The sequence below is a fragment of the Nonomuraea sp. NPDC001636 genome (genome assembly GCF_040298265.1).
GTDB lineage: Bacteria > Actinomycetota > Actinomycetes > Streptosporangiales > Streptosporangiaceae > Nonomuraea.
The window spans coordinates 1-26,017 of the sequence record NZ_JBEOZT010000001.1 but is presented as its reverse complement, the minus strand read 5'-3'; the positions used below and the strand labels follow the sequence as shown (position 1 = coordinate 26,017).

General features: G+C 71.3%; 25 protein-coding genes. 14 read left to right on the top strand and 11 right to left on the bottom strand.

The window, feature by feature from the left end:
- Positions 1-9 precede the first annotated feature (9 nt).
- Both ABT158_RS00125 and ABT158_RS00120 read right to left on the bottom strand, forming a co-directional pair.
- Positions 10-834, bottom strand: coding sequence for a hypothetical protein (locus tag ABT158_RS00125; protein ID WP_352349207.1), 825 nt, complete (start codon positions 832-834; stop codon positions 10-12).
- 33 nt (positions 835-867) lie between these two features.
- Positions 868-2,892 (bottom strand): glycosyltransferase family 39 protein, encoded by a 2,025-nt coding sequence (locus ABT158_RS00120; RefSeq protein WP_352349205.1) that lies wholly within the window; start codon positions 2,890-2,892, stop codon positions 868-870.
- A gap of 2 nt (positions 2,893-2,894) precedes the next feature.
- Between ABT158_RS00120 and ABT158_RS00115 the strand changes: the two genes are divergently transcribed.
- The 5 genes from ABT158_RS00115 (at position 2,895) to ABT158_RS00095 (ending at position 9,375) form a co-directional block, all read left to right on the top strand.
- Positions 2,895-4,463: a hypothetical protein gene (locus tag ABT158_RS00115; protein ID WP_352349203.1), complete on the top strand. Its 1,569-nt coding sequence runs from the start codon at positions 2,895-2,897 to the stop codon at positions 4,461-4,463.
- Between the two features lie 143 nt (positions 4,464-4,606).
- A complete protein-coding gene (locus tag ABT158_RS00110) occupies positions 4,607-6,238 on the top strand; it encodes an LCP family protein (protein ID WP_352349201.1) in 1,632 nt (543 codons plus the stop codon).
- A gap of 172 nt (positions 6,239-6,410) precedes the next feature.
- Positions 6,411-7,610: an acyltransferase family protein gene (locus ABT158_RS00105; RefSeq protein WP_352349199.1), complete on the top strand. Its 1,200-nt coding sequence runs from the start codon at positions 6,411-6,413 to the stop codon at positions 7,608-7,610.
- A gap of 56 nt (positions 7,611-7,666) precedes the next feature.
- Positions 7,667-8,629, top strand: a complete 963-nt coding sequence (locus ABT158_RS00100) for a glycosyltransferase (RefSeq protein WP_352349197.1) — start codon at positions 7,667-7,669, stop codon at positions 8,627-8,629.
- 38 nt (positions 8,630-8,667) lie between these two features.
- The gene (locus tag ABT158_RS00095; RefSeq protein ID WP_352349195.1) at positions 8,668-9,375 is read left to right on the top strand and encodes an acetoacetate decarboxylase family protein; all 708 of its coding nucleotides are present in this window, start codon (positions 8,668-8,670) and stop codon (positions 9,373-9,375) included.
- On the opposite strand, the gene ABT158_RS00090 is transcribed toward ABT158_RS00095, so the two are convergent.
- From ABT158_RS00090 to ABT158_RS00065, 6 genes are all read right to left on the bottom strand, one after another.
- Entirely contained in the window at positions 9,372-10,256 is an 885-nt protein-coding gene (locus tag ABT158_RS00090) for a glycosyltransferase family 2 protein (RefSeq protein ID WP_352321577.1), read from the bottom strand. The genes ABT158_RS00095 and ABT158_RS00090 overlap by 4 nt on opposite strands.
- 186 nt (positions 10,257-10,442) lie before the next feature.
- A complete protein-coding gene (locus tag ABT158_RS00085; RefSeq protein ID WP_352349193.1) occupies positions 10,443-11,210 on the bottom strand; it encodes a CDP-alcohol phosphatidyltransferase family protein in 768 nt (255 codons plus the stop codon).
- Positions 11,188-12,228 (bottom strand): iron-containing alcohol dehydrogenase family protein, encoded by a 1,041-nt coding sequence (locus tag ABT158_RS00080; protein WP_352350461.1) that lies wholly within the window; start codon positions 12,226-12,228, stop codon positions 11,188-11,190. Before ABT158_RS00080 ends, ABT158_RS00085 begins: the two co-directional genes overlap by 23 nt.
- A gap of 29 nt (positions 12,229-12,257) precedes the next feature.
- Complete coding sequence (locus tag ABT158_RS00075) at positions 12,258-12,992, bottom strand: phosphocholine cytidylyltransferase family protein (RefSeq protein ID WP_352349191.1); 735 nt, start codon at positions 12,990-12,992, stop codon at positions 12,258-12,260.
- A 77-nt stretch (positions 12,993-13,069) separates the two neighbouring features.
- Positions 13,070-13,693: a DUF5941 domain-containing protein gene (locus ABT158_RS00070; RefSeq protein WP_352349189.1), complete on the bottom strand. Its 624-nt coding sequence runs from the start codon at positions 13,691-13,693 to the stop codon at positions 13,070-13,072.
- 55 nt (positions 13,694-13,748) lie between these two features.
- Positions 13,749-15,164: a CDP-alcohol phosphatidyltransferase family protein gene (locus ABT158_RS00065; RefSeq protein WP_352349187.1), complete on the bottom strand. Its 1,416-nt coding sequence runs from the start codon at positions 15,162-15,164 to the stop codon at positions 13,749-13,751.
- 91 nt (positions 15,165-15,255) lie between these two features.
- Here ABT158_RS00065 and ABT158_RS00060 point away from each other — a divergent pair, with 91 nt between their 5' ends.
- Positions 15,256-15,990 (top strand): IspD/TarI family cytidylyltransferase, encoded by a 735-nt coding sequence (locus tag ABT158_RS00060; protein WP_352349185.1) that lies wholly within the window; start codon positions 15,256-15,258, stop codon positions 15,988-15,990.
- A 69-nt stretch (positions 15,991-16,059) separates the two neighbouring features.
- Complete coding sequence (locus tag ABT158_RS00055; RefSeq protein WP_352349183.1) at positions 16,060-17,793, top strand: CDP-glycerol glycerophosphotransferase family protein; 1,734 nt, start codon at positions 16,060-16,062, stop codon at positions 17,791-17,793.
- Here ABT158_RS00055 and ABT158_RS00050 read toward each other — a convergent pair whose 3' ends face one another.
- On the bottom strand, positions 17,794-18,810 hold the full coding sequence (locus ABT158_RS00050) for a glycosyltransferase family 2 protein (RefSeq protein ID WP_352349181.1): 1,017 nt from the start codon (positions 18,808-18,810) through the stop codon (positions 17,794-17,796).
- A gap of 82 nt (positions 18,811-18,892) precedes the next feature.
- Here ABT158_RS00050 and ABT158_RS00045 point away from each other — a divergent pair, with 82 nt between their 5' ends.
- From ABT158_RS00045 to ABT158_RS00030, 4 genes are all read left to right on the top strand, one after another.
- The gene (locus ABT158_RS00045; protein ID WP_352349179.1) at positions 18,893-20,335 is read left to right on the top strand and encodes an LCP family protein; all 1,443 of its coding nucleotides are present in this window, start codon (positions 18,893-18,895) and stop codon (positions 20,333-20,335) included.
- Between the two features lie 34 nt (positions 20,336-20,369).
- On the top strand, positions 20,370-20,717 hold the full coding sequence (locus ABT158_RS00040) for an STAS domain-containing protein (RefSeq protein ID WP_352349177.1): 348 nt from the start codon (positions 20,370-20,372) through the stop codon (positions 20,715-20,717).
- Positions 20,718-20,971: 254 nt separating this feature from the next.
- Positions 20,972-21,811, top strand: a complete 840-nt coding sequence (locus tag ABT158_RS00035; protein ID WP_352349175.1) for an LLM class flavin-dependent oxidoreductase — start codon at positions 20,972-20,974, stop codon at positions 21,809-21,811.
- A gap of 208 nt (positions 21,812-22,019) precedes the next feature.
- The gene (locus ABT158_RS00030) at positions 22,020-22,712 is read left to right on the top strand and encodes a DUF4097 family beta strand repeat-containing protein (protein WP_352349173.1); all 693 of its coding nucleotides are present in this window, start codon (positions 22,020-22,022) and stop codon (positions 22,710-22,712) included.
- A 64-nt stretch (positions 22,713-22,776) separates the two neighbouring features.
- Here the strand turns inward: ABT158_RS00030 and ABT158_RS00025 are convergent, their stop codons facing one another.
- Positions 22,777-23,424: a hypothetical protein gene (locus tag ABT158_RS00025; protein ID WP_352349171.1), complete on the bottom strand. Its 648-nt coding sequence runs from the start codon at positions 23,422-23,424 to the stop codon at positions 22,777-22,779.
- A gap of 488 nt (positions 23,425-23,912) precedes the next feature.
- On the opposite strand from ABT158_RS00025, the gene ABT158_RS00020 reads away from it, so the two are divergent.
- The 3 genes from ABT158_RS00020 (at position 23,913) to ABT158_RS00010 (ending at position 25,462) form a co-directional block, all read left to right on the top strand.
- A complete protein-coding gene (locus ABT158_RS00020; RefSeq protein ID WP_352349169.1) occupies positions 23,913-24,149 on the top strand; it encodes a hypothetical protein in 237 nt (78 codons plus the stop codon).
- 290 nt (positions 24,150-24,439) lie between these two features.
- Positions 24,440-24,898 (top strand): hypothetical protein, encoded by a 459-nt coding sequence (locus tag ABT158_RS00015; protein ID WP_352349167.1) that lies wholly within the window; start codon positions 24,440-24,442, stop codon positions 24,896-24,898.
- A 72-nt stretch (positions 24,899-24,970) separates the two neighbouring features.
- A complete protein-coding gene (locus tag ABT158_RS00010; protein ID WP_352349166.1) occupies positions 24,971-25,462 on the top strand; it encodes a GNAT family N-acetyltransferase in 492 nt (163 codons plus the stop codon).
- Between the two features lie 87 nt (positions 25,463-25,549).
- Here ABT158_RS00010 and ABT158_RS00005 read toward each other — a convergent pair whose 3' ends face one another.
- Positions 25,550-25,753 carry a hypothetical protein gene (locus ABT158_RS00005; protein WP_352349165.1) on the bottom strand — a complete coding sequence of 68 codons (204 nt, stop codon included), beginning with the start codon at positions 25,751-25,753 and terminating at the stop codon, positions 25,550-25,552.
- Positions 25,754-26,017: the final 264 nt, after the last annotated feature.

Below are 26,017 nucleotides of genomic sequence, written 5' to 3'. Positions count from 1 at the left end.
GCTTTACGCTCACTTGATCAGCTGTGACCATCCTACGCCGGGCATCCTGAGCATCTCCTGACCCACCGCCCTGGCCCTGGCGGGGTCGTCGAACCGCACGTACAGCATCTCCGAGACGGCGTCGATCGTGAGCGGCACGTCGCTCTGGTAGAGCCGGGAAAGCCGCAGGCCGAACGGCTTGTCCTGGAGGAACACCTCGGCCACGCCTTCCAGCTCGCGCAGCCGGGCCACGACGGCGTCGCGCTGCGCCTCGGTCGCCGCGGCCTGGCAGGCGGGGTACTGCTGCCGCCGGGCGCACATCACGACGCTCAGATCGGCCTTGCCCTGCCAGAAGCTGGGCAACCGGGGCATGAGCAGGATGCCCGGCTCCCCGGCCAGCCCTCGCCGGACGGCGTCGTAGTCAGCCGGGCCGCGCAGCCCGGCCTCGATCTGCGGGATCCAGCTCGCCTCGCGAGGCTTCGCCAGCCCCTCATCGATGATCACTCGCTGGGCCCAGCGCCGCTCGACCTCGTCGGCGGGCACCAGCGTGGGCGCGACCGCCTCCGGGATCCGCCGGACCAGCGCCAGCACCCGCTCGGCGGTGCCCTCCGGGCAGCCCTGGGTGCCCTCGGTGCACAGCGTGACGGTGAAGCCGTCCACGACGGGCAGCGCGCCGACGGGAGGAGGCGAGGGCAGGAGCGAACGCCGGTGCAGGTACCAGCCGCCCCCGCCGAGCGCCGCCACCAGCAGGACGGCCACCATGACCGTCGCCGCCGTCCTCTGGTGGGCTCTGATCCAGGGCCGTAACCACGGCTCCCGGTCGTCGCCGAACGTCAGCTCGTCGGTCTCAGACATGCCCAGAACTATCGCGATCCGCACGGACCGGGGTCAACCCACCGCCATCCACACATTCACCCGCAAACTCCACGTCCCGTTGGGCGGGTCCACGAGCGAGCGCTCGTCCTGGCGCGTGACCAGGCCCATGATCTGGCGCGGCGTCCCGTAGGGGGCCACCTGGGCGGGGTCGGCGGCCAGCACGACCGGCACCCGGCCGGCCGCCCTGACCCGCTCGACGGCGGCCCGGATCTCCGGCTCCGCCGCCAGGTCAGCCCCTGGAGGCCGCGTCACCTGCGCCGCCGGACGTCCGCACATCCCCCGGACGAGCTGGGTGAACCGGTCGCCGGTCACCCGCTCGACGAACAGCACCGACGCCCCGGCCGGGAGCGCCGCGCACATCGACCGGACCGCCGCCGCCTCCCCCCGCTCGACCGGCGTGAACGCGGTGCCGATCGAGGTCACCACCGGCGGCGCGAGCACCAGCAGCACCCCCGCGACCGTCGCCCACCGCCGGACCCGCTCCCGCGGCCACGACCGCTCACGCAGCCAGCCCAGGCCCCACACCGCCAGCACGATCAGCCCCGGGATCACGACCGGGACCAGCCGCCGGGAGGCCCATGGCTGGTCGGGGGTGATCTCGGGCCGCAGCAGCGTGGTGACCGTCGTCCAGCCGATCATCGCCAGCGGCAGCAGCCAGACGAACGGCCTGCCGTCACGCAGCAGCCTGCGCAGCAGCACGGCCGCCGCGACCGTGGCCAGCACGACGGCCGGTATGCCGATGTACCAGGTCACCCAGTGGAGCGAGAGCTCGAAGTAGAGCCGGTCCGCCTGGACGGGCAGGCCGTTGGCCTGCTGGATCTGGGCGATGAACTCGGCCGTGCGGGCGTCGTCGAGGTTCGTGGCCTTCCTGGTCACGGTCTGGAACCAGGGGCGGGCGTACAGACCGGCCATCACCAGCACGACCAGCGCGGCCCCCGCCGTCGGCAACCAGCGCGGCGGCCGGAACCTGGCCAGCCTGGGCGCGACGGCCACGCCGACCGGCGTGAGCACGAGCACGACCGCGCAGATGAGCAGCAGCGGCCGCACGGACCCGGACAGATACTCCAGATACGGACGGGCCAGCACGTACGCCGCCAGCAGCCCGAGCCCCGCCCCCGCCACCAGCCCCGCCAGCAGCGGCACCCCCACCGCGCCCTGCGGCCTGCCGGAGCGCCGCATCGCGACCAGCAGCCCCGCGTACGCCAGCACCGGCAGCACGTCGCGCAGCCCGTCGACCCTGACCAGCACGGCCAGCCCCAGGACCAGCCCGGCCGGCAGCCCCTGCCGCCAGCCGGGCCGCTCGGCCTCGATCGCGTCCTGGGCCAGCGCCAGCCCGCCGAACAGCAGGATCAGCGACGGGATCTCGCTGAAGGTCGTGCGCGAGGTGTAGAGGATCGGCAGGCTCACCGCGAACGCCGCCGCCGCGAGCACCGCCCACCGCCCGCCCGCCAGCCGCGCCGCCACCCCGGCCACCGTCAGCACGGCCAGCGCCCCCAGCACGGCCGGCACCGCGAACGGCGCCCCCAGCCAGTCGCCGATCGCGAACACCAGCGGCGGCCCCGGCATGAACTGCGGCACCACCCCGCCGTCCACCGCATACGTGCCGACGCTGTCGAAGTACAGGGAGGGGTGGTGGCCGCCGAACGCCGCCGCCTGGTCCGGGATCGGCAGCGAGCCGTGCCCGGCGATCCAGGCGGCGTACTGGGCGTAGGTCGCCGGGTCGCGCCGGACCAGCAGCTGCTCGGCATGCATGACGACGTTGAACACGCCCGACCCGGCGGCCACCGCCACGACCCCGGCCACCTGCCAGGGAGTGGCCTGGACGCCCTGGCCCGCGCCCCGCCTCCCGCGCAGGACGTCACGCGTGCCCGCCCAGCACAGCAGCGCCGCCGCGGGCACGCCGAGCAGCACCGCGGGCAGCGGCGCGAACCGGCCGGCCAGCAGCAGCGGCAGGCCCGCGAGCAGCCAGCCCGCCAGGGCGAGCGCGGGCGACACCGACAACGCGGCCAGTACGCGGCCCGATCGATCACGTTCCATCGGTGAGCGAGCGTATCCAACGCCGCGGTCACGGCGTCCACGGAAACGCGGGTAGCGTACGCGAGGTGCAGGAGGAGCGGGATGACCAGCGGGTGAGACCGGAGCCGCGCGCGGGAACCCCCGCCCGCGTCCGGGAGCCCAGATGGTTCGCGCGCGTCCGGGAGGCCGGATGGTGGCGGCGGCACGGCTGGTTCGCCGGCGTGCTGGCGGTCGGCGCGGCGCTGCGCGCGCTCGCCATGCTCGGCTACCGCCCGGCCCTGTGGTTCCCCGACTCCTACACCTACATCGTCACCGTCTTCCGGCCGCGCCCCGACCTGGTGCGCCCGGCGGGCTACTCGATGTTCATGAAGCTCCTGGAGCCCTTCCACGGCTTCTGGGCGGTCACCGCCGCGCAACACCTGCTCGGCCTGGCCACCGGCGTGCTCGTCTACGTGGCCGCGCGCCGGGCCCCGCGCTGGGCGCGCACGCTCGCGGCCGTGCCCGTGCTGCTCGACGCGTACCAGATCGAGCTGGAGCACCTGCTGGTCTCCGACACGCTGTTCCTGTTCCTGGTCGTGGCCGCCGTGACGCTGAGCCTGACCGAGAAGCGCGCCACCGCCGCCGCCATCGGCCTGCTGCTGGCCGCCGCCACCCTGACCAGGACCGTCGGCCTGCCGCTCATCGTCATCCTGGCCGCGTGGCTCGTGCTGCGCAGGCGCGTGGGCCTGGCCGGGGTGCTGCTGGCCGCCGCGCTGGTCCCGGTCGTCGCCTACGGCGGCTGGTTCTACGCCGCCCACCACCGCGTCGGCCTGGTGGGCGCGAACGGCGTCTTCCTCTACGCCCGCACGATGTCCTTCGCCGACTGCGCCAGGATGAACCCGCCGGCCGACCTGCGGGTGTTGTGCGACCCCCGTCCGCCGGAGCTGCGCCCGCCGTCGCAGGAGTACATCTGGAGCAAGGACTCCCCGCTGGTGAAGCTGCCGGGGATCACGTTCTCGAAGGCGAACGACGACCTGGCCTCCAGGTTCGCGACCCTCGCCGTCACCAGCCAGCCGCTCGACTACGCGGGCTCGGTGCTGGCCGAGCTGGCCCGCACCTTCACGTGGGGACGGCCGGTCTACCCCGACGCCGAGGTCTACGCCTACTACGAGTTCCCGGTGACCCCGCCCGGCCCACCTGGCCGCTATCCCGCGCAGGTCGGCGCCGACTATGCCAAGCTCTATGAGCAGGGTGCGATCGGTACGGAGATCGTCGAGCCCTACGCCGGATGGCTGCGGGGCTATCAGAGCGTGGTGCGCCTGCCCGGCCCGGTGCTGCTGGCGCTCCTGCTCGCGCCGCCCGTCGCGGCCGCCGTGCGCCGGGCGCGGGGCCTGCGGCACGCCGGTCCGCCGGCGTGGGCGGCGCCCTGGGCGGCAGCCGTTGTGTTGCTCGTCACACCGCCCGCCGTGGCCGAGTTCGACTACCGGTACGTGCTCCCGGCCGTGCCTCTGGCCTGCCTCGCGGCGGCTCTGAGCATCCGGCCTGACCTGCGGGGACGGTCAGAAAGCGGGAAAGACTTTGGCAATGATATTCCACGAAATGTCCGGCTCTGAGTATGCTGTGCCGCGGAAACATCACGCCCGGGTCACGGTCGTTTCCGGCGGTCATGGCACCGGGCACGCCGTACGTGACCTAATCTCGTGGCGCGGAGCGACCAAGCCGGCGCGTTGGCGCAAGGAACGAGGCTAGGGGGCGTATGAGTGACTACAGGAGCGCGTCCGTCCAGGACGCCAGGGTCGCCCCCAGCGCTCCGGGCAGCCGGATGGCGCGAAGGGCAGCGGGCTCCCCGCCTCCCCCGCCCGACGACCGGCCCACGCGCGGCCACCGCGGCGACGGCGGCGGCGGCGGTCAGGGCAAGATGCGGGTGCTGGCCTGGGTCAGCATCGCCGCCACCACGGTCATGGTGGCCGGCGCGCTGACCGGTTACACCGTCTACCGCGACGCCTTCGGCAACATCACCCAGAAGAGCGTCAAAGAGGACATCATCAACCCGCGTCCGCGCGACACGGGCGCGCTCAACGTGCTGCTCGTCGGCTCCGACACCCGCGCGGGCAAGGGCAACGCCAAATACGGCCAGCAGCTCGCCAGGACGGCCGACGCCGGCGGCAAGCGCACCGACACGATCATCGTCATGCACATCTCCCCCAACCGGGACAAGGCGCGCCTGATCAGCTTCCCGCGCGACTCGATGGTGCAGATCCCGAAGTGCAAGAACGAGACCACCAAGGCCGAGATGCCGCCCCGCCGGGACATGATCAACTCGGCGTACAACTCCGGCGGCATCGCGTGCACGATCTCCACGATCGAGACGCTCACCCAGATCCGCATCAACCACTTCGTCGAGGTCGACTTCAGCGGCTTCAAGAACATCGTCGACGCCCTCGGCGGCATCGAGATCTGCCTCAAGTCCGGCGTCAACGACAGGGCGTCCCATCTCGTCCTGCCTCCGGGCAAGAGCCTGCTCAACGGCGAGAAGGCGCTCGGTTACGTACGTCTGCGCCACTACGGCGACGGCAGCGACATCCAGCGCATCAAGCGCCAGCAGATCTTCCTGAGCAAGGTCATCGCCAAGGCCACGAGCAGCGAGCTGCTCACCGACATCGGCAAGCTGACCGGCTTCATCAAGGCGGCGGCGGGCTCGGTCACCATGGACCCCGAGCTGGCCAACGACACCCAGCAGCTCATCGACATCGCCACCAGCGCCAAGGAGCTGACCGCGGGCGGCGTGCAGCTCACCACGATCCCGTGGCTGCCCGACCCCCAGGACCCCAACCGGGTGATCTGGAAGGAGCCCGACGCCTCCGCGCTGTGGGCCTCGATCATCAGCGACACCGAGCTCCCCGACCCGGCCCCGAGCGCCAGCGCGAGCACCAAGCCCAAGGTCACGCCGAAGCCCGAGCAGGTGAAGGTCCAGGTGCTCAACGGCACCACCACGCCGGGCAAGGCCCGCCTGGTGGCCGACGAGCTGGCCAAGCAGGGCTTCAACGTCGTCGGCGTGGGCAACTACCAGGCCGCCGACGGCGCGAGCCTGCCCGCCAGCGAGATCCACTACGCCAAGGGCGCCGCCACCGGCGCCGACTACGCGGCCGTGCTGTCCGGCGCGGTGCTGCCCAAGCCGGCTCCCTCGGCGGGCAAGGTCACCGCGACCAACCCGCAGCCCTACACCTCCGGCACGACCGGCACGGCCGCCGGCGCGGGCGGCAAGGGCGCCCCGGTGATCCAGCTCGTGGTCGGCTCCGACTTCAAGTCGGTGAAGGTCACCAAGCTTCCTGACAGCGTGAACAACAGCACCATCACGGCCGCCGACCAGAAGAACGTGTGCACCTGAGGCTCCAAGTTCCCTGTGGAACCGGACTTCTGGTGAGACAGGGACCACTAGATCGGGATAATGTTTGCGGGTCGGCGACGCAGCGCGACACGGCCGCTGTTAAGGCGGTTGTAAGTGTGAAATGTCAGAGTTGCGTCGTGCACCCCGGCCCCTAGCGAAGCTGAGCTCCCCAGTGTCTGACACAAAGTTCTCTCCACCGGTCACGACCCCGCGGAGCCCTGACGGCCCCGTCGAGGAAGGCGGGCCGGCGAACACTGGAGCTCGCTGGCCCCTGCCTCAGGAGTCCGTCTGGGGCAACCAGACCGACCCCCACGGCCTCGCGACGGCCGAGCGCCCCGAGGAACGGCAGGAGCCCGCCGAGGAGCCCGAGCCGCCCAAGCGCCGGCGCGACCCCTACCTCGACAACGTCAAGTTCATCCTGATCGCGCTCGTGCCGCTGGGCCACTCGCTGGTGCCCACGCTCTCGACCCATTCCTCCAGAGCGCTCTACATCTACATCTACATGTTCCACATGCCGCTGTTCGTGATGATCAGCGGCTACCTGTCCAGGAACTTCTGGAACTCCAACGCGAAGACGAACAAGCTCGTCGACACGTTCGTCGTGCCGTACGTGATCGTGGAGATCGGCTACGCCGCCGTCCGCTACGGGCTCGGCCAGAAGTGGAGCCTCACGATCATCGATCCGGCGTGGCTCAACTGGTACCTGCTGGCGCTGCTGTTCTGGCGGTTGTCCACACCGGTGTGGAAGCGGATGAAGCACCCGGTCCCGGTGGCCATCGTGATCTACATGTTCGCCGGCTTCTCGCAGATCACCGGCGACTTCAGCATGGACCGCTTCTTCGGCCTGCTGCCGTTCTTCGTCATCGGCCTGGTGATGCAGCCCGAGCACTTCGAGATGCTCAACAAGCTGTGGATCAAGATCGCGTCGGGGGTCACGCTGCTCTGCGCGGCGGCCGTGGCCATCGTCATCGCGCCCAAGGCGCCGCTCGACCCGTTCTACTTCAAGCACAGCTTCCAGGACATGGACCTGTCCTGGTGGATGGGCCTGCTGCTCAAGGCCGGGCTGCTGGTCTGCGCCCTGGCGATGTCCTTCGCGGTGCTGGCGCTGGTGCCGCGCGGCGAGACCTGGTACTCCGACCTCGGCACCCGCACGCTCTACTGCTACCTGCTCCACGGCATCCCCGTCCTGATCGCCAAAGACCAGGGCTGGCTGGCGCTGCCGTGGCTGCACGGGCCGCTCGGCGTGCTGGCCATCGCGTGCAGCTCGTTCGCGCTGGCGATCGTGTTGTGCCTGCCGGAGACGCGCACGGTCTTCAAGTGGGTGCTCGAACCCCGCCTGACCTGGCTCTATCGCCGCCCCTCTGGAAGTTAAGCGGCCCTTCCACCTGAGTTAACGCCTTTGACCTGGTAGGCGCGGAGCATCGACACATGCGCGCATGTGTCGCCACCACCGTCCATCATCCCGAGGACGCCCGGATCATGCACCGGCAGATCTGGGCGCTGCTCGACGCGGGCCACGAGGTGACCTACGTCGCGCCGTTCACCTACTACAACGTCACCCCGGCCGTAGGGCTCACCGCCGTGGACGTCGCCCGGCAGGCCCCGTACGGGAAGGCCCGCGCGGCGCTCAGGCGCGGCGTGCGGGACGCCGACCTGCTGATCGTCCATGATCACCGGCTGCTGCGCGCGCTGCCCCACCGGCGCCCTCCGGTCGTCTGGGACGTCCGCGAGGACGTCTCGCCCAGGCGACGAGCCCGCGCGGAACGACGGCACCACGTGATCACCTCCGCGGAGGTGCCCGAAGCGACCCTGGTGTCGCCCAGCCCGCCCCCTCCCGGCGACACCAGGGTCGTGCACATCGGCCGCCTGTCGGCCGAGCGCGGCGTGGCCGAGCTGATCGCCCTGGCCGAGCGCCTGGCGCCGCACGGCATCCGGATGGACCTCATCGGCGCCGCCGACCGCGACGTGCGCCCGCTGCTGCGCGACGCCCAGCGCGTCGGCCTGCTCGACTGGTTCGGGTACGTGCCCAACCGGCACGCCCTGCGCATGTCCGAGGGCGCGCTGGCCGGGCTGTCCCTGGCCGCCGACACCGTGCCCGAGCCGCCCACGAAGATCCTCGACTACATGGGTCGCGGCCTGCCGGTGATCGCCACCCCGCAGGCCGCCCCGCTGGTGCGGGCCGTCGGCTGCGGCCTGGTGGTGCCCCGGGACGTGGACGCGCTGCTGGACGCCGTCCTGGACCTCAAGGAGGACCCCGTGCGGCGGGCCGACCTGGGAGCGGTCGGGCACGCCGAGGCCCGGCTGCGCCACCACTGGCCCGACCGGGCGGCGGACTTCGTCAAGCTGGCCGAGTCGTGGGCGGCCCTGCCGGAACACGCGCTGGCGGTGTAGGAATGGCCAGCGGGCGCCCGGGTTGATGTACTGGTCCCATGGCATCGCATCTGATCCAGGGCCGGACGGTGGGCATGCCTGTGCGAGTGGAGGACGCGGAGGTCTGCAGCGCCTTCTACGCGGTGCGGGCCGACGCGGCGCGGGCGGTGATCGCCTATTCCGGCCTCGACGTGGCCGAGGTGTTCCCCGGCAAGGCCGTGTGCGTGCTGGTGTTCGTCGACTATCGCAAGGGCGACCTCGACACCTACCACGAGTTCGGGATGGCCTTCCTGATCCGGCGGCCGGGGGCGGCGGGCTCGGTCGGGCTCGGTGACCTGCGCGGCGCGGGCGTCTTCGTCCACTGGCTGCCCGTCGACCAGCGGTTCACGCTGGAGGCCGGGCGGACGATCTGGGGCTTCCCCAAGGAGCTGGCCGACATCGAGCTGCGGCTCGGGTCGCCGTACAAGCGGTGTGTGCTGCGCAAGGACGGCAGGCTCGTGCTCGACCTGCTGATCAGGCCCGGCGTGCCGGCGCCGGCCGCCATGGCGCCGCTCGACGCCTTCACCCATCTGGAGGGCGTCACGCGGCGCATCCCCTGGTCCGTACGGGCCGGGGGCACCCGCGTGCGGCCGGGCGGCGCGCTGATCCGCCTGGGCAACCACCCCATCGCCAAGGAGCTCAGCGAGCTGGGGTTGCCCAAGCGGGCGCTGTTCGCCTCGACCGTCTCCCATGCCTCGATGACCTTCGGCGAGGCGGAGACGGTCTAGACGATCGGCGGACGGCCGAGCTTGACCATGCGCCAGGCGGTGCGCCAGGCCATGGGACGACGCTCGCCCGCGGGCGTGCGCAGCCCTTCGAAGAAGCCGGAGAACCACGCCTTGATCGCGACCCCCGAACGGCGCTCGCGGATCAGGGTGAGCACCACCCAGTTGGTCAGGTAGAGGAACGCCAGCGGCCACGGCAGGTTGCGCCGCGCCAGCCAGACCCGGTTACGGGCGTTGAGCTGGTAGAACTGCGCGTGCCTGGTCGGCGGGACCTGCGGGTGGTACATGACGGTCTCGGCGTCGTACTCGATCCGGTAGCCCTCGCCCAGCAGGCGCCAGGCCAGGTCGGTCTCCTCGTGCGCGTAGAAGAACCGCTCCGGCAGGCCGCCGACCTGGAGGAAGGCCGAACGCCGCACGGCCGAGGCGCCGCCGAGGAACGTGGTGACCGGCGAGGAGCGCTGCGGGTCGCCGGCGCGCAGCCGGGGCACGTGCCGCCGCTGGCCGACGCCGCCCTCGGGGTCCATCACCCGGAAGGAGATCACCGCGAGGTCGGGCTCGGTGGCGAACCGGTCGCGCACGTGGGCGACGACCTTCTGGTTGGCGTACCAGCCGTCGTCGTCGAGGAACAGCACGACGTCGCCGGAGCACTCCTCGACGCCGCGGTTACGGCCGGCGGGAATGCCGGTGTTGTGGTCGAGCCGGATCGTCTTCACGACCGCGGCCGAGCCCTCGGGTGGCGTGGCCGACACCTGGGGCACGTCGGCGCCGTTGCCCACGATCACCACTTCGACGTCGCCGTCGACCTGGTTGAGCGCGGACTCGACGGCCCGGTTCAGCTCCGCGACCCGGTTGCCCATGGTGAGGATGACGCACGAGATCTTCAACGGGTCATCGTCCTGACGCGTTGAGGACACGAGCGGAGCATTCTTTCATGATCACCGAGTCTGCTGGTCTGCATCTTGTTGACAATGGTGGAGCTAAGCGTATCGGAACCGATGGTGAACCCCCACCGAACGGCGGACGTCCGATCAATACGACGGACGGGAAGCTCCTCCGGTTCCGACATGAGATCACCCAAGCCGCCTCGACGCCATAATGCTGATCAGGTGGAGCACGGTCTGCAGCGCGGCGGCGATCGCGCAGGCCACGATGAGCACGCGGGAGGCCCCGAGCGTGCCGGTCGCCAGGTCGATCACCGCGGCCGCCACCGCGAGCAGTGACAGCTCGATCGGCTGCATGATCCGATGGAACTTGGTCGCCGCCAGGATCCTCCTGCCCAGACCGAGCAGCCCCGAACGGAACTGCACCGCCGACGCCTCGGAGGACGCGCCCAGCCCGCCCTTGGCCCGCGCCACCTCCACCAGGTCGGTCTCGGCCTTGATGAGGATGGCGCCGAGCGCGGCGGCGAAGCCGAGCACGGTGTACCAGTCGGGCAGGACGGCCGAGGCCCGCCAGCCGAGCCCGGCCAGCACGGCGGCCTCGGTGAAGTAGGCCCCGACCCGGTCGAGGTAGACCCCGGCCAGCGACGTCTTGCCCGTCCAGCGGGCCAGCTCGCCGTCGGAGCAGTCGAGCAGCAGGTAGACCTGGACGAGCAGGGCGGCCAGCACGGCCGCCCACAACCCCGGCAGGGCCAGCACGACGCCCGCCGCGACCCCGGCGACCGTCATCACCCAGGTGAGCTGGTTGGGCGTGACCGACGTCTTGCTCGTCAGCCACGTGACGTAGATGGACAGCCGGCGCATGTAGAGCACGCCTGCCCAGTGCTCGCCGTTCCTGCGGTCGAGATGGCCCTCGGGCTGGGCGACCCGCCGCAGCTCAGCTACCGAAGGCCCGGACATAGTCCCCCACCCGATCGCGGATCTCGGAGTCCTGCATGCGCAGGTGCTCCAGGATCGTGTAACGGCCGGGACGGGTCGACGGCGCCAGCGCGACCACGTCGGCGAACTGCTCGCCGGTCAGCCCGATGTCGGCGGGCACGACCGGGAGCTCGTGCCGGCGCAGGCAGTCGACCACCTGGGCCACCCTGGCGGCGTCCTCCCGCAGGAAGAAGCAGAAGGCGGCACCTATGCCGGCGAGCTCGCCGTGGTTGGAGGTGCCGGGGAAAAGCTGATCCACGGCATGAAGGATCTCATGATCTCCACCGCTCGCGGGCCGCGACGACCCGGCGACGACCATCGACATGCCGGACAGGATGAGCGACTCGGCCAGGACGGTCAGGAACGCGTCGGACTCGATGCCGTCGCTCCGGCCGACCAGCGCCTCGGCGGCGGTGCGGGACATCGAGCAGGCCAGGCCGTCGATGGGCTCGCCGCGCTCGACGCTGCCGAGCTGCCAGTCCTCGATCGCCGACAGGTTGCTGACGACGTCGCCGATGCCGGCCCTGACCAGCGACTTCGGCGCGTTGTGCACGAAGTCGAGGTCGACCAGGATGGCCAGCGGCATCGGCACGCCGAAGGTGCCCTTGCCCCCTTCGTAGGTGAGGGAGGCGGTGGGCGAGCAGATGCCGTCGTGGGAGAGGTTGGTGGCCACGGCCACCATGGGGATGCCCGCGAGGGAGGCGGCGTACTTCGTGGCGTCGATCGTCTTGCCGCCGCCGACCCCGACGACGACCTCGTAGGCGCCCTTGCGCAGGTCGGCGCCGAGTGAGACGGCCGCCTCGACCGACCCGTCGCTCACCCTGAACACCTCGGCCTGATCAAGGGTGGGGGCGATCAGGCGCTCGATGTGGTCGCCCTGGCCGGGCCCGACGGCCACGGCCACCCGGCCGGAGGTGGCCACGCGGCTGTCGGCCAGCAGGGCGCCGAGCTCGGCGACGGCGCCGCGCCTGACCTCCATGGTCAGGGGCGCCGGCAGCATCCTCGCTAGAAGCGGCATGCGCGCTCCTTCTAGTAGCGAACGGCTATGGTGCGAGCCTTGGCCAGGTCGTCGTGGTTGTCCACCTCGACCCAGTCGACCTCGCCGATGGGCGCGACGTGGATCGCCTCGCCGCGCTCGACCATCTCCTGGTAACCGTCCTCGTAGTAGAGCTGGGGGTCGCGCTCGAACGTCGTCTTGAGCGCGTCGGCCAGCCGCTCGGCCGCGCCGGGCCTGATGAGCGTGGCGCCGATGTACTCGCCGTACGCCTCGGCCGGGTCCATCAGCTTGGTGATGCGGCGCAGCGAGCCCTCCGGGGAGAGGGTCACCTTCATCTCCTCGTCGGCCAGCTTCTTGACGTTGTCGACCGCGAGCAGGACGTCGCTCGTCCCGGGGGCGGCCAGCAGCGTCTTCTCCACCGAGACGGGGTGGACGGTGTCGCCGTTGACCAGCAGCACGCCCTGGGCGAAGTAGTCGCGGGCGCACCACAGGGAGTAGGCGTTGTTCCACTCCTCGGCCTTGTCGTTGTGCACGAGGGTGAGCTTGACGCCGTGGCGCCTCTCCAGCTCCTCCTTGCGGTCGTGCACGGCCTGCGCCGCGTAACCGACGACGACCACGACCTCCCGCAGGTCCACCTCGGCGAGGTTGCGCAGCGAGATGTCCATGATCGTGGTTTCGCCGTCAACCGGCACGAGCGCCTTGGGCAGCGTGTCGGTGTACGGCCGCAGGCGTCGTCCGGCCCCGGCGGCCAGAACCATTCCCAGCAACGTGCACTCCTCGGTCGAGCATGACTACGTGTGCCCAAAGGTTAGTTGCCTTTGGCCCCTTCGCGGGTAATCCGGCGTTAGTCTTGCGTTCCCATCTCGCTCGCCTCGACGCCCGATCGGGGCGCGGCCAGCCAGCACGTGACACTCTCCCAGCCGAACAGCGCCCACAGGTAGAGGGTCAGCAGCACGTAGCCCGCGGTCATCCAGCCGGCCAGGGCGGCCAGCGAGACCACCATCATCCGGCCGTCCCAGCCGAGGCCGAGCGTCGAGAGCCAGGCCGGCGGGTAGACGCGCTGGCGCAGCCGGTAGACCAGGTCGTAGTGGTGGAAGGCGAGCGCGCCGAGCAGCAGGAAGGTCAGCACCGGCGGCAGCCCGTGGGCGAAGCCGCAGGCGGCGACGAAGCTGTACTCGATGAGCCGCAGGATCGGCGGCACCAGCCAGTCGAAGCGGCCGTCGTGCGGGTGGGTGCTGCCCGGCCCGGCCAGCAGCAGCGTCACGGCGGGCGCGAACACCGCGAGCCCGTCGGACCCGGCCACGCCGATCAGCAGCAGCACGCCGGTGACGAACGTGCCGGCGATCACCGGCGGCAGCGGCGGGAGCTGCCCGGCCACGAGCAGGCCCATCGCGCGCGAGAGCGGCCCGTCGTCGCGGTAGGCGACGACCTTGCTCTCTGGCACGGGGGTCATGTGCACGGAGATCACGCTGCCCACCTCCCGATCCGGCGAACCGCCGCCGCCTCGCCCGTGCCGGCGGCCCTCACCGGGCCGACCTCGCCAGGCGCCCGGCGAGCTGGTAGAGGGCGGCGACCCCGCCCCAGCACAGCAGGGACACGAACGTCACCCTGGCGTCCCACACGGCGGCGGTGACGGCGATCAGCACCGTCCGCTCGCCGATGGGCAGCACGACGATCTTCCTGAGCCAGCGGGCGAGCGAGTCGCTCTCCAGCCGCTGGGCGAGCCCGAGCATCCCGTGGGCGTGCCGCGCGTCGGCCGGCTCCAGCAGCGACCGGGCGGGCCTGGCCCACAGCGCGCCGACGCGGCCGGCGTCGGCCAGCGCCCCGGCGTAGGAGTAGTCGATGGAGTGGCGGACGACCTGCGTGATCATCGCGGCGGCGGCCAGGTACCAGATCGTGGTCCCGCCGTGGCCGAAGGCGAGCCCGACGTAGACCAGGTACTCCTTCAGCCGGTCGGCCATGCCGTCGGCCCAGGCGCCGAGCGGGGAGAACGTGCGGGTGTAACGGGCGAGCTGCCCGTCGAGGCAGTCGAGCGCGAACGACATCACGAACAGCGCGCCCCCCGCCGCCCGCCCCGACTGGGTGCCGGCCGAGAACCAGACGGCGGCCAGCGCGGCCAGGCCGATCGAGACGCCGGTGACGGCGTTGGGGGTGAGCTTGAGGCGGACGGCCGGCCTGATCAGGTGGCGCGACCAGGTCGAGACGAAGAACGTGGCGAAGAAGCCGTCGTCCGCCTTGACCGAGGTGTCGAGCCGGACCCTGGCCTCGTCGACCTCGGCGAGCCTGGTCAGGGCGCTGTCGGCGGCGTGCTGGCCGGTCACGCGGTCGGCGTGCAGCGGGCCGATCGCGGCGGCGCGCACCCGTACGCCGGCCCTGACCAGGCCCACCAGCAGCAGGTCGACCGCCTCGACGGGGGTGACCGGGCCGAGCTTGCCCAGGTCGGCCAGCTCGGCCAGCTCCTCGGCGAGGTCGGCCAGGGACGCCAGGTCGGCCTCACCGGTCTGGAGCACGCCCCTGAAGGTGGCGTTGGCCTCCGGGACGGTGTGGAACGAGCTGCCGGCGGCGACCACCCGGCCGGACTCGACGCGTACGGGCGGCCGCATCGGGGCGGCGGCCTCGTCGTGGGAGACCAGCGCCCCGGTGTCGCGCGCGGGATGTTCGAGCAGCAGCGCGAGCGCCTCGGTGTGGGCGACGAGGTCGGCGGGGAGCACCACGACCGTGCCCGAGGAGACCCGGGCGATCTTGGCCACCCCGCGCAGGTCGGCCCCGAGCCCACCGCCGGGGGTCACCACCTGGACGTCACGGACGGGAAGCGCGGCGAACTGGTCGCTCAGCCGGTCGAGGAGCGTGCCGTCGGCGCAGGAGAGCCGGCACGCCGGGGTCGTGGCGAGCAGCACCACCGAGGTGGTCGTGCCCTCGCGGGTGAGTGAGTCGGGCAAAGCGCAGGTCTCCTCCCGGTAGGGAGTGCGTGGACACAGCGTAGCGACAGGGGCGCGCGATATCACGGAACAGGACCGTTACGCTGCCGACATGGATGCAGCGCGGCGGTCGGTCGGAGTGCTCCTCGCGGGAGGCGTGGGACAGCGGGTCGGACATGAGATACCCAAACAGCTCATCGAAGTAGCCGGGCGGACGATCCTGGAGCACTCCATCGCGGTGTTCGAGCAGGCGCCGGAGATCGACGAGATCGTGGTGCTGATGACGCCCGGCTTCACCGACCGGGTGAAGGAGATCGTGGCGAACGGCGGCCACCGCAAGGTCACCCAGATCGTGGAGGGCGGCCGGAGCCGTACGGAGAGCACGTGGCGGGCGTTGCGGGCGCTGGGCACGCAGGAGTGCGACGTGCTGCTGCACGACGCCGTACGGCCCCTTCTGGAGCCGCGGATCATCACCGAGTGCGTGGCGGCGCTGCGCACCCACCGGGCCGTCAACGTGGCGATCCCGAGCTCCGACACGGTCCTGGTGGCCGTGCCGGGCCCGGACGGCGAGGTGATCGGCGAGGTCCTCGACCGCTCGCGGCTGCGCCGCAGCCAGACGCCGCAGTGCTTCCGGCTCTCGGTGATCCGCGAGGCGTACGAGCGGGCCATGGCCGACCCGGGCTTCGCCGAGCGCCCGGCCACCGACGACTGCGGCGTGGTGCTGCGCTACCTGCCCGAGGTGCCCATCCACCTGGTCCCCGGCAGCGAGCGCAACATCAAGGTCACCCATCCGGACGACCTGCGGATCGCCGAGCAGCTCTTCGCAATCAGGGGGTCCATCTCCTGACGTGTCCGGGCATGTCGTAGACGTTCGCGTGGAAGGCCCTTGACCTGCGGGTTGTTACCGTGCGGTCGCATGAGAAGACTGCTGGCGATCGGCGCGCTGCTCGGCTGCTACCCCGTCCTGCTGGCCTCGGCGCTGTGGCCGGCGCCGCTGCTGTTCGGGCTGGTCGCCGTGGTCTCCTACGCCGTCGAGTTCGCCGCGGCACGCCTGGCCGGCGGGCTGACCGAGCTGCTCAGCCGGATGCACCTGGGGACCACGCTGCGGTTCGCGGCCCGGGAGACGGCCGCGCTGCTGCTGGTGGCGCGGGTGTCGGGGGCCGCCTCGCCGTGGTTCGTGGCGCTGGCCGCCGGGCTGTTCGCGCTGCACGGCGCGCGGGCCGCGCACTCGGGGCTGGCCATCCGCCTGCGGCAGACGCTCAGCAGCATGCCGGTGACCACCCGCAACCTCGACGTGTCCGCGCTGCGCATCCCCAAGATGCCGCCCCCGTTCCTGGGCGCCCACCGCGGCCTGCGCTTCCTCGGGCTCGACGCCCTGCCGGTGCTCGGCGCGACCTTCGGCGCGGCGGCCGGGGCGGCCGGCGCGGGCGTGGCGCTGCTGTTCGGCGTGGCGGGCGTGCTGGCGCTGCTGCCGTACGTGCGCCGCACCCGGCCGCTCGGCGACCGGGCGAGGGTGCTGGAGGTCGTGGGCGAGCAGGTCAGGGCCTACGACCCGGAGGTCATCCTGTACTTCTCCGGCGCGACGGCCGCCGCCTACCAGGCCAGGATGTGGCTGCCCACCCTCGAACGCATCAACCGGCGGGCCATCGTCGTGCTGCGCGAGCGCGGCATGGCCAGGCACCTGGAGTCGACCACGCTGCCGATGGTCTGCATCCCGTCCTCGGCCGACCTGATGAGCTTCCGCGCCCTGTTCAGCGCCAAGCTGTGCCTGTACGTCTCCAACGTCGGCCGCAACGTCCACATGCTGCGCATCCCGACGCTGCGCAGCGTGTTCCTCAACCACGGCGACAGCGACAAGGAAGCGTCGTTCAACCCGTTCTCCCGGGTGTACGACGAGGTGTGGGTGGCCGGGCCGGCCGGTCGCGACCGCTACCGGCGCGCCCGCGTGGGCGTCCGGGACGAGAGCATCCACGAGGTCGGCCGGCCGCAGCTCGAAGGCATCTCGACCGAGGGCCCGAGGCTGCCGTACCGGACCGTCCTGTACGCCCCCACCTGGGAGGGCTGGAACGACGACCTGTTCCACACGTCGCTGATCACCATGGGCCCGCGTATCGTGCGCGCCCTGCTGGACCACGACCCGCAGCTGCGGATCATCTACAAGCCGCACCCGCTGACCGGCCACCGCGACAAGAGCGCCGCGCGGGCGCACCGCAGGATCGTGTCGATGATCGAGGCGGCCGAGCTGGCCAGGTCGAAGGCCAGGCATCCGTCGAGCCCCGGCGCGGCGCCGGAGATCAGGCATCTGATCGTCACCGGCGAGAGCCCGCACCTGTACGACTGCTTCAACGAGTGCGACCTGCTGATCAGCGACATCTCCAGCGTCGTGGCCGACTTCCTGGCCAGCGAGAAGCCGTACGCCGTGACGAACGTCGCGGGGCTGCCCGAGCGCGCCTTCCACGAGCGCTACCCGAGCACCGAGGCGGGGGTGCTCCTCGGCGAGGACCTCGCGGCCCTCGCCGGTTTCCTGGACGGTGAGGACACCCTGGCCCGAGCCAGGATCAAGCTCAGGAGCTACCTGCTCGGGCCGGAGTACCCGGACGCGCTGACCCGCTTCGACGCGGCCGTCGAGCGGGTCTTCGCGGGCTCGTGATCAGCGTGGCGGCCTGGACAACCTCCGCGGGCTGGTGAGGAAGCCCCATCCCCACGAGACGTGCATGGCGGCGTAGACGAGGGGCAGCCGCAGCTTGACCGCGCCCGGCAGCCCGCTGCCGGTGACCGCCGAGCCGGCCACGATGGCCAGCGCGTAGCCCCCGGGGACGACGAGCGTCAGCGGGAAGAACGGCGACAGCACCAGCCCCAGCGCCATGGCCAGCACCGCGGCGGGCGGCGCCAGGTAACGCAGGTTGATCGTGCCCTCGTGGGTGCGCGCGACCACGCGCCGCCACCGGCCGTAGTGGAAGTACTGCTTGGCCAGCGCCTTGACGTTGGGCCGCGGACGGTAGGTGACCCGCATGCGCGGCTGGAACCAGACCAGCCCGCCGGTCTGGCGGATGCGGTGGTTCATCTCCCAGTCTTGAGCCCGCTGGAAGTGCTCGTCGTAGCCGCCGACCCGGTCGAGCGCCGAGCGGCGGAACACGCCGAGGTAGACGGTGTCGGCCGGGCCCGCGGTGCCGCCCACGTGGAAGGCCGCGGCGCCGACGCCGATCTTGGAGGTCATGGCGCAGGCCACGGCCTGCTCGAACGGTGTGACGCCCTCGGCCGCCATGACGCCGCCCACGTTGTCGGCGCCGGTCTCGGCCAGCGTCTCGACGGCGACGCGCAGGTAGTCGGAGGGCAGCATGGCGTGCCCGTCGACCCTGGCGATGATGCCGTTGCGGGCGGCGGCGATGGCGGCGTTGAGCGCGTTGGGCGTGCGACCGGTCGGGTTGGGCACCACGGTCACCCGGCGGTCGGCCGCCGCGATGGCGTCGGCGACCTCCTGGGTGCGGTCTTGGGACGGACCCACGGCGAGGACGACCTCGATCTCACCGGGGTAGCTCTGGGCGAGGACCTGGTCGACGGCCTCGCGAAGGTGCCGCTCCTCGTTGAGGACCGGCATGACGACGGAGATGGGGGGCCAGCCGCGCGTCTCCGCGGGCGCGTGCGGCGAGTCGGGGAACTGCTTCATGGCGGGGCTCACGCTACTGTACGACCAGGGGAGAAGGGCAATCGAAAGCCCCGGTGTCCCCGGCGGATCCGAGGAGGAGGGCATGCGCGAAGCGGGCGAGGAGGACGGCGGCGTGCTGGTGGGCGGCGACGCCTACGGCGGCGTCAGGCTCACTCCTGCCACCCGTCCACGCAGGCCCGTGCGGAGCGCCAAGGCCCGCCGCCGCAACGTGATCGTCGCCGGCCTGCTGTCCACGGGCATCCTGGTCACCACCGGCGTGGTGTGGGCGACCCCGCGCCAGATCGGCACGGTCGACGCGGGCGTGACCGCCCCCAAGTCCCAGGGGGCCGAGAACATCCTGCTGGTCGGCGTCGACAAGCGCGACGACCTGACCCGGCAGCAGCAGAACCAGCTCAAGCTGGGCCGCGAGTCCGGCCAGCGCACCGACACGATGATGGTCATCCACCTGTCGGAGGACCACCAGCGCGTCACCGTGGTGAGCCTGCCGCGCGACACCTGGACGACGATCCCCGGCAAGGGCGACCACAAGATCAACTCGGCCTACCAGTTCGGCGGGCCGAAGCTCACCATGCAGACCGTCAAGGCCGCCACCGGGCTGGAGATCAACCGCTACATCGAGGTGAACATCCTCGGGTTCATCGACGTGGTCGACTCGCTCGGCGGCGTCACCGTCTGCACGCCCATCCCGATCAACGACCCCAAGACGGGCCTCAACCTGATCGCCGGCACCCACCAGCTCCAGGGCGCCCAGGCGCTCGGCTACGCCCGCACCCGCGCCACCGCCCGCTCCGACCTCGACCGCATCGACCGGCAGCAGCAGGTCATCTCCGCGCTGCTCAACCGGGCACTGAGCGCCGACACGCTGGCCAACCCGGCCAAGCTCGCCGCGTTCGTCAACTCCACGCTGAGCACGGTGAAGGTCGACCCCGACGACGGGCTGATCGGGCTGGCCACCCAGCTGCGCGACGTGTCGCTGGAGGACGTCCGCTTCGCCGACGTGCCGCTCGCGAACGTCGACTTCAAGGCCCCGACCGGCGAGTCGGCGGTGTTGTGGGACCGTCCGGCGGCCCGCGACATGTTCCGCCGCATCGACGCCGACCAGGACCTCGCCAAGCCCGTCCCCACCAAGACGGCCACGCCGTCGCCGGCCAAGACCGTGGTCCCGCCGGAGAGCGTCACGGTCAAGGTCATGAACGGCACGCTCATCACGGGGCTGGGGGCGCGTACCAAGTCGGCGCTGGTGGCCTCCGGGTTCAAGGTGCCCGGCGAGCCGGGCAACACCGGCAAGAAGGACCACAAGCAGACCCTCGTGCGTTACGCCGCGGGCCAGGAGGCGGCCGCGCGCCTGGTGGCGTCCGTCATCCCGGGCGCGAAGCTGGAGCAGGCCGACGTCGAGGGCGTCGAGGTGATCGCCGGCAGCGACCAGCCGAAGATCAAGAAGCTCAAGCAGCCCGACACCCCGGCGAGCAAGCCGAGCTCCACGCCGACGACCAAGACCGCCATGGAGAACATATGCAAGAAATAGGCATAACCAGGTAAAGCCAGGGCACGAGATTGCCATGGTGGTCAAGTCTTGGCGGGAGGACCCCTGCACCGTCCTGCACGTCGTCGGCGATCTCGACGTGGCGGGCGCTCCTCGGCTTCGCGCCGAGCTCGATCAGGCGCTGGCGGCGGCTGATCCGCTCAATCTGGTGATGGACCTGACCGAGGTGCCCTTCTGCGACTCGGTGGGGCTCGGCGTCCTGGTGGCGACGCTCAGCCACGTCCAGGACATGCGAGGACGCATGATCCTCGTCCTCGGGCCCGGCATGATCCGTCACCTGCTCACGATCACCAACCTCGACCGGCACTTCGAGACCAGCGCCTCGCTCGGCGAGGCCCGCGCCGCCCTCGACCCGGCCGCCTGACCACGTCCGGACCGCCGGACCCGGGCCGGCTGACGTACCGACCGGCCCGCGACCTGCGCCCCGACGAGATGCTCGCGCCGCTCGGAGCACCTTGGTCGCGGCTACGTCGACGGCCTGCTCGCGCACGGCACCCACACGCCGGCCGAGGTGGGCGTCCGGCAGACCGACGTGGGCGACACGCCTGCCGCGAACGCCTTCCCGCGTGCCGGATACTCGGAGATCAGCCGGTTGTTCCGCTGCTACTGGAGGGCTTCGTGAGACTTGGCGTGATGTTCGACCGGGATCTGCCGCCCGAGGAGCTGATCCCGTTCGCCCGGGCGCTCGACGAGACCGCCGTCGACGACCTGTGGGTGGTGGAGGACCTGGGCTGGACCGGCGGCGTCTCCGCGGCGGCCACCGCGCTGGCCGTCACGTCCCGGCTGCGCGTCGGCATCGGCATCACCCCCGCGCCGCTGCGCAACCCGATGCTGCTGGCGATGGAGATCGGCAACCTGGCCCGGATGCATCCCGGCCGGCTGGCCGCGGGCATCGGGCACGGCGTGCAGGAATGGATGCGTCAGGTCGGCGCGGCCGTGCCGTCGCCGCTCGCCCTCCTGGAGGAGACGATCACGGCCGTACGCGCCCTGCTGCGCGGCGAGACGGTCACCCTGCACGGCAAGGCGGTGCACCTCGACGGCGTGTCGCTGGTGCATCCGCCGGCCGTGCCGCCGCCCGTCCTGGCGGGCGTGAAGGGGCCGCGCTCGCTGGCGCTGTCGGGACGCGTCGCGCAGGGCACGATCGTGCCGGAGGGCGTCGGCCCGGCGCAGCTGCCCGGCATCGTCGAGCGGATCGCCGGGGGCGACGACCACGAGCTGGGCGTGTTCACCTTCCTGCACATCGGCGCGGAGGCGGACCGGCTCGCCCATCCGGTGGTCCGGGACCAGGCGGCCTACCTGGGCGTGTCGCCGCACGACGTCGTCATGGCGGCCGGGACCGCCGAGCAGGCGGCGGAGCAGGTCAGGAGCATGTGGGCGGCGGGCGCGGGGACGGTGGTCGTCCGGCCGCTGGGGCGCGATCCCCTGCCGCACGTGCACGCCCTGCTGTCGGCGCTGTAGCCCCACCGGCGTCGGGGACGTCGTTCGCCCTGGCATCGGGGCTGTGGTTCCCCCGGCGCCCTGGCGTCGGGGCCGTGATTCCCCCGGCGCCCTGGCGTCGGGGCCGTGATTCCTATGGCCGAATGGCGGAGGGCCATCGGTCGAACGGCCGATGGGCCTGCGCCGCCGCTTCGCCACGATCGTTTCCATGAGGCTTTTGCTGGTAATCGTGGCAATTCTGGCGGTCACCGGGTGCAGCGTGCGCTTCGACAGCGATGAGGTGCCCGCCGTCCGGACGTTCCCGTTCACGGGGGCCGAACTGAAGATCTCGTCGTCGCTGGGCGGGGTGCGGGTGCTGCCCGCCACCAGCCCGGCCGTCGAGGTGCGGCGCTGGACGCGGGGCAAGGCGTCCACCAGCCCCTCCTGGTCGCTGCGTGACGGCGTGCTGCGGCTCAGCGCCGACTGCACGCTCATCGTCGGCGACTGCGGCGCGCGCTACCACGTGCTGGTCCCGGCCGGGGTGCGGTTGACGATCGACTCCCCCGACGGCGTCATCCTGAACGGCCTCACCCAGGACGTCGACGTCTCCAGCGGCGACCGCATCGAGGTCAAGGGCACCTCGGGCAAGCTGCGCCTGCTGACCGACTCCGGCACGATCGAGGGCGAGGGGCTGCGGTCGTCCAGCGTGCACGGACGCACCCTGGACGGTTCTATCTCCCTGGCCTTCGCCGCGCCGCCCGCGGACCTTGACGTGAAGTCGCGCGAGGGCGGCGTGACCGTCCGGGTGCCGAAGGACTCCTACCAGGTGAAGGTCGAGAGCCAGGACGGCTCCGAGCACTCCGACATCAAGAGCACGAAGTCCAGCTCCAGGACCATCCTCGCCCGCAGCACGTACGGGAACGTCCGCGTCCTGACCCGCTGACCACCCTCCGGCCGCACTGGTGTTTTTGGAGGCGTCAGCCGACCTCTAGGGGCTTTTGGAGGCGTCAGCCGACCTCCGCCTCCTGCCGTGCCTCCACCGTCCGCACGGACGTCTCCGCCTGTCGCACGGCCTTCCAGAAGTACGTCGAGCTGGGCTTGCCCGCCTCGGCGTACTTCTCGGCCAGCGCCCTGGCCATCACCACCAGCCGGCGCCCGCGGAGCTGGAACCCCCCCGCCTCCGGCACCGCGCCGAGCGCCCGGTGGTTCCAGTACGTGGCCAGCCGCCGCCAGTGCTCGGCCTCCTTCCCACCCGCGCCACACGCCTCGCAGGCCAGCAGGACAGCCAGCTCATGGGCGGCCCTGGCATCACCCCGCTCCGCCGACCGCAGCCGGAACATGCCCAGACGTCCCCAATGCAGCGGAACCCGCAGCTCCGTGAGCGAGGGCCGCCAGGACGACTGCTCGCCGGGGGCAGGCTCCAGGACGTCCCCGCCGGTCCGGGCGGCGGCCGGCGACCCGTTCCGGCGTCGCGCGGCCTCCCCCGCCTCGGCCTTGGCGGCCTGCCAAAGGGCGCTGAACTCGGCGGTCAGCTCCGCCACGGACTCGATGGGCATGCCGGACTTCACCGCGATCACCTGACACACCTCGACGATGGTCCGCATCAGCAGGAAATCCGGCACTTTCTGTGACCTGCCGTTCAGCAGGTCGGACACGGTCGACTTCGGCAACGGCCGGCGCCATCTGTTTCGTTCGGGCTCTTCGGCCAAAAGGGCGAGCGCGACTTTTTCCATCCGTTTCAGCGACGGGTTTCCGCATTCGATTTCACGCAATCTGTTCAGACGTGTCACGAGCACAGCAAGGTGATCTTCGCCTTGACCGACATCCTTCATGAGCCGCCCCGGTTCGGACACCGTTGTCTGGTTTAAGAGTGGAAGTGGCATTTCGAGAAGACGGGCAGGGGCCACCCTCTCGTTGCGTTGAGATAAGCAGCCATAGTGCCATAAGTCGGTCTTGTCGGGGTGCCAGGCGCATCACACACATCCGCCCCTTCAGCCCTTCTCGGCCGAATCCATCCGATGTCGTCCGAATACGTCCGAGGCAAGCGCGATCACGGCCGGAACGATCAATTACGCGGACGCGCCCCCGAGTCCCGCTGGTACTCCTACGTCAACGAACAAGCCCGTACGGCAAGGGGACATGAATGAGCAAGACAACCCTCATCTGGTCGGCGGTCAGCGGCGCCCTGCTCGCGCTGCTCGTCGGTGTCGTCGCCGGCCTGCTCGCCACCGGGAACGGCAGCACGGTCGCGGGCGCCATCATGGTGGGCGCGACGGCCTCCGGCGGCTTCGCGGCGCTCTGGATCACCGGCACCTCGGCCGTGCACACCTGGCTGAACTCCCAAAAGCCCGAGACACCCTCGCAGGACACCAGCAGCTGACCCCACCCCCGGCACGTCCCGCACCCGCACACCCCCGCACCCCGGCACGTCCCGCAACCCCTCCGGACCTGCACCCGCACCCGCACCCGCACGGACGGCGGGCGGACCTAGGACCGGTCGGAAACCCCGCACCAGTCCCACACTCCCCCTTGACCGCGCCCTTCCCGGACCGCACCTCCCCTGAGCCCGTTCCGCACCTGCCCGTTCCGGCCCTGCCCGCGGGCGGCGGCGGGTTACGCTGGCGACCGTCCTGCACCCATTTGTCGCGAAGGCAGCACCCGGAGGCGCCCATGACGATGCCCAGGAAGGGCTCGCGGCTCATCACGGTCGACGGCACCGTCTTCCGCTGGCGGATCAGCCACAGACCCGCCTTCGACGACGGCAGTTCCGCGGCCCCGCTCACCTTCGTCGTCGAACGCGACGAGACCCCCGGCCGCGTCCTGCTCGTGTCGCTCCCCTGCGCCCGGCCGGACAACTGGCAGGGAGCCCGGACGATCGCGGTCCGCCCGCCACTCGTCGCCGCATGCGTCCGCCGCGCACTCGAACAGGGCTGGACGCCCGCGCGACCGGGCCCCCGCTTCACCCTCGCCGTCACCGAGGACGAACTGACCGAACTCCTGGGCGCCCCGCCCGCCTACCTGGTCCCCTTCCTCTGGGGCATGATGCCGGAAGGCGGCACCATCAGGGACCTCCCCCGCGCCAGGCAGATCTGGAGCCGCGAAAGCGCCGGCACCGACCGCACGCCGTAACCCGGCCGCCTCCGGGACGAATCCCGTTACCCGCCACCACCGTCGGCGGGCAAGGTCGGAACATGGTCGAACTTGCACATCCTGGAGCCTGACGACTGGCCGCTCTGGCGCGAACTGCGGCTGGCCGCGCTCGCCGACGCCGGACCCGCCTTCGGTTCCACACTGGCCGACTGGCAGGGCGACGGCGACCGCGAGGAACGCTGGCGAGCCCGCCTGGCGATGCGCGGCTCGCACAACGTCGTCGCCTTCCTCGACGGACGCCCGGCCGGGATGGCCGGCGGCGTCCCGACCGAGACGGCGGACAGCGTCGAGCTGGTGTCCATGTGGGTGAGCCCATCCGCCCGCGGCCGGGGAATCGGGGACCACCTGATCCACGAGATCGAAAGATGGGCCACGTGGCTAGGGGCCGGAACCCTGCGTCTTTCCGTCAAACCCGGCAACGCCCCGGCCATCGCGCTTTACAGGCGTCACGATTTCCGGGACTCCGAAGAACTCTCCGCCCTGGACCCACGCGGATCCCGGGTGATGACGAAACTCCTCCCCGCCCTTCAAAAGCCTCGATGACGAGCTATGCGCGGCAACCTCCGCACCAATTCTCCGGGGTCTTCGAAATCCCATTGCCCGCCGTCCGGGACGCCACCGAGCGCCGGATCAAAGGGAAACCGCTGAAAACGCCGCGGAATCTGAACCGGCGATTCTCTCGTAGGCTTCGTGCGCGACGGAGGCCAGCAGCTCGAATTCCGGCCCCAGCTCATCAAGACGACGCAGCATGTCCCGCGAGCGAGCCTTCTTCGAGTTGGAAGACGCCCTCTTGAGATCCAGGTAACGCAACACCTGAGGCAGTTCGACCAGCACGTCGAGACAGTCGGCGACCCTCTCGAACGATTTTCGTCTCGGCCGTCCGGCCGGACCGCTCGATCAGTTCCCAGAAGCCGTCGATGTCCATGGCCCGCCATGCTGACATCGCAGGCGAACCAGCGTAAGACCGCCCGAGCCCCCGAAACCGGGCACCAGGCCCACCCTTCTAGGGCCTGTTTCAGAAGTTGGGTGAGGAGTCTCGGGTGAGGGCTGCGTGTGCTCGAGATGCCTGAGCGGTCCAGATGGTGACGTCGGAAGCGA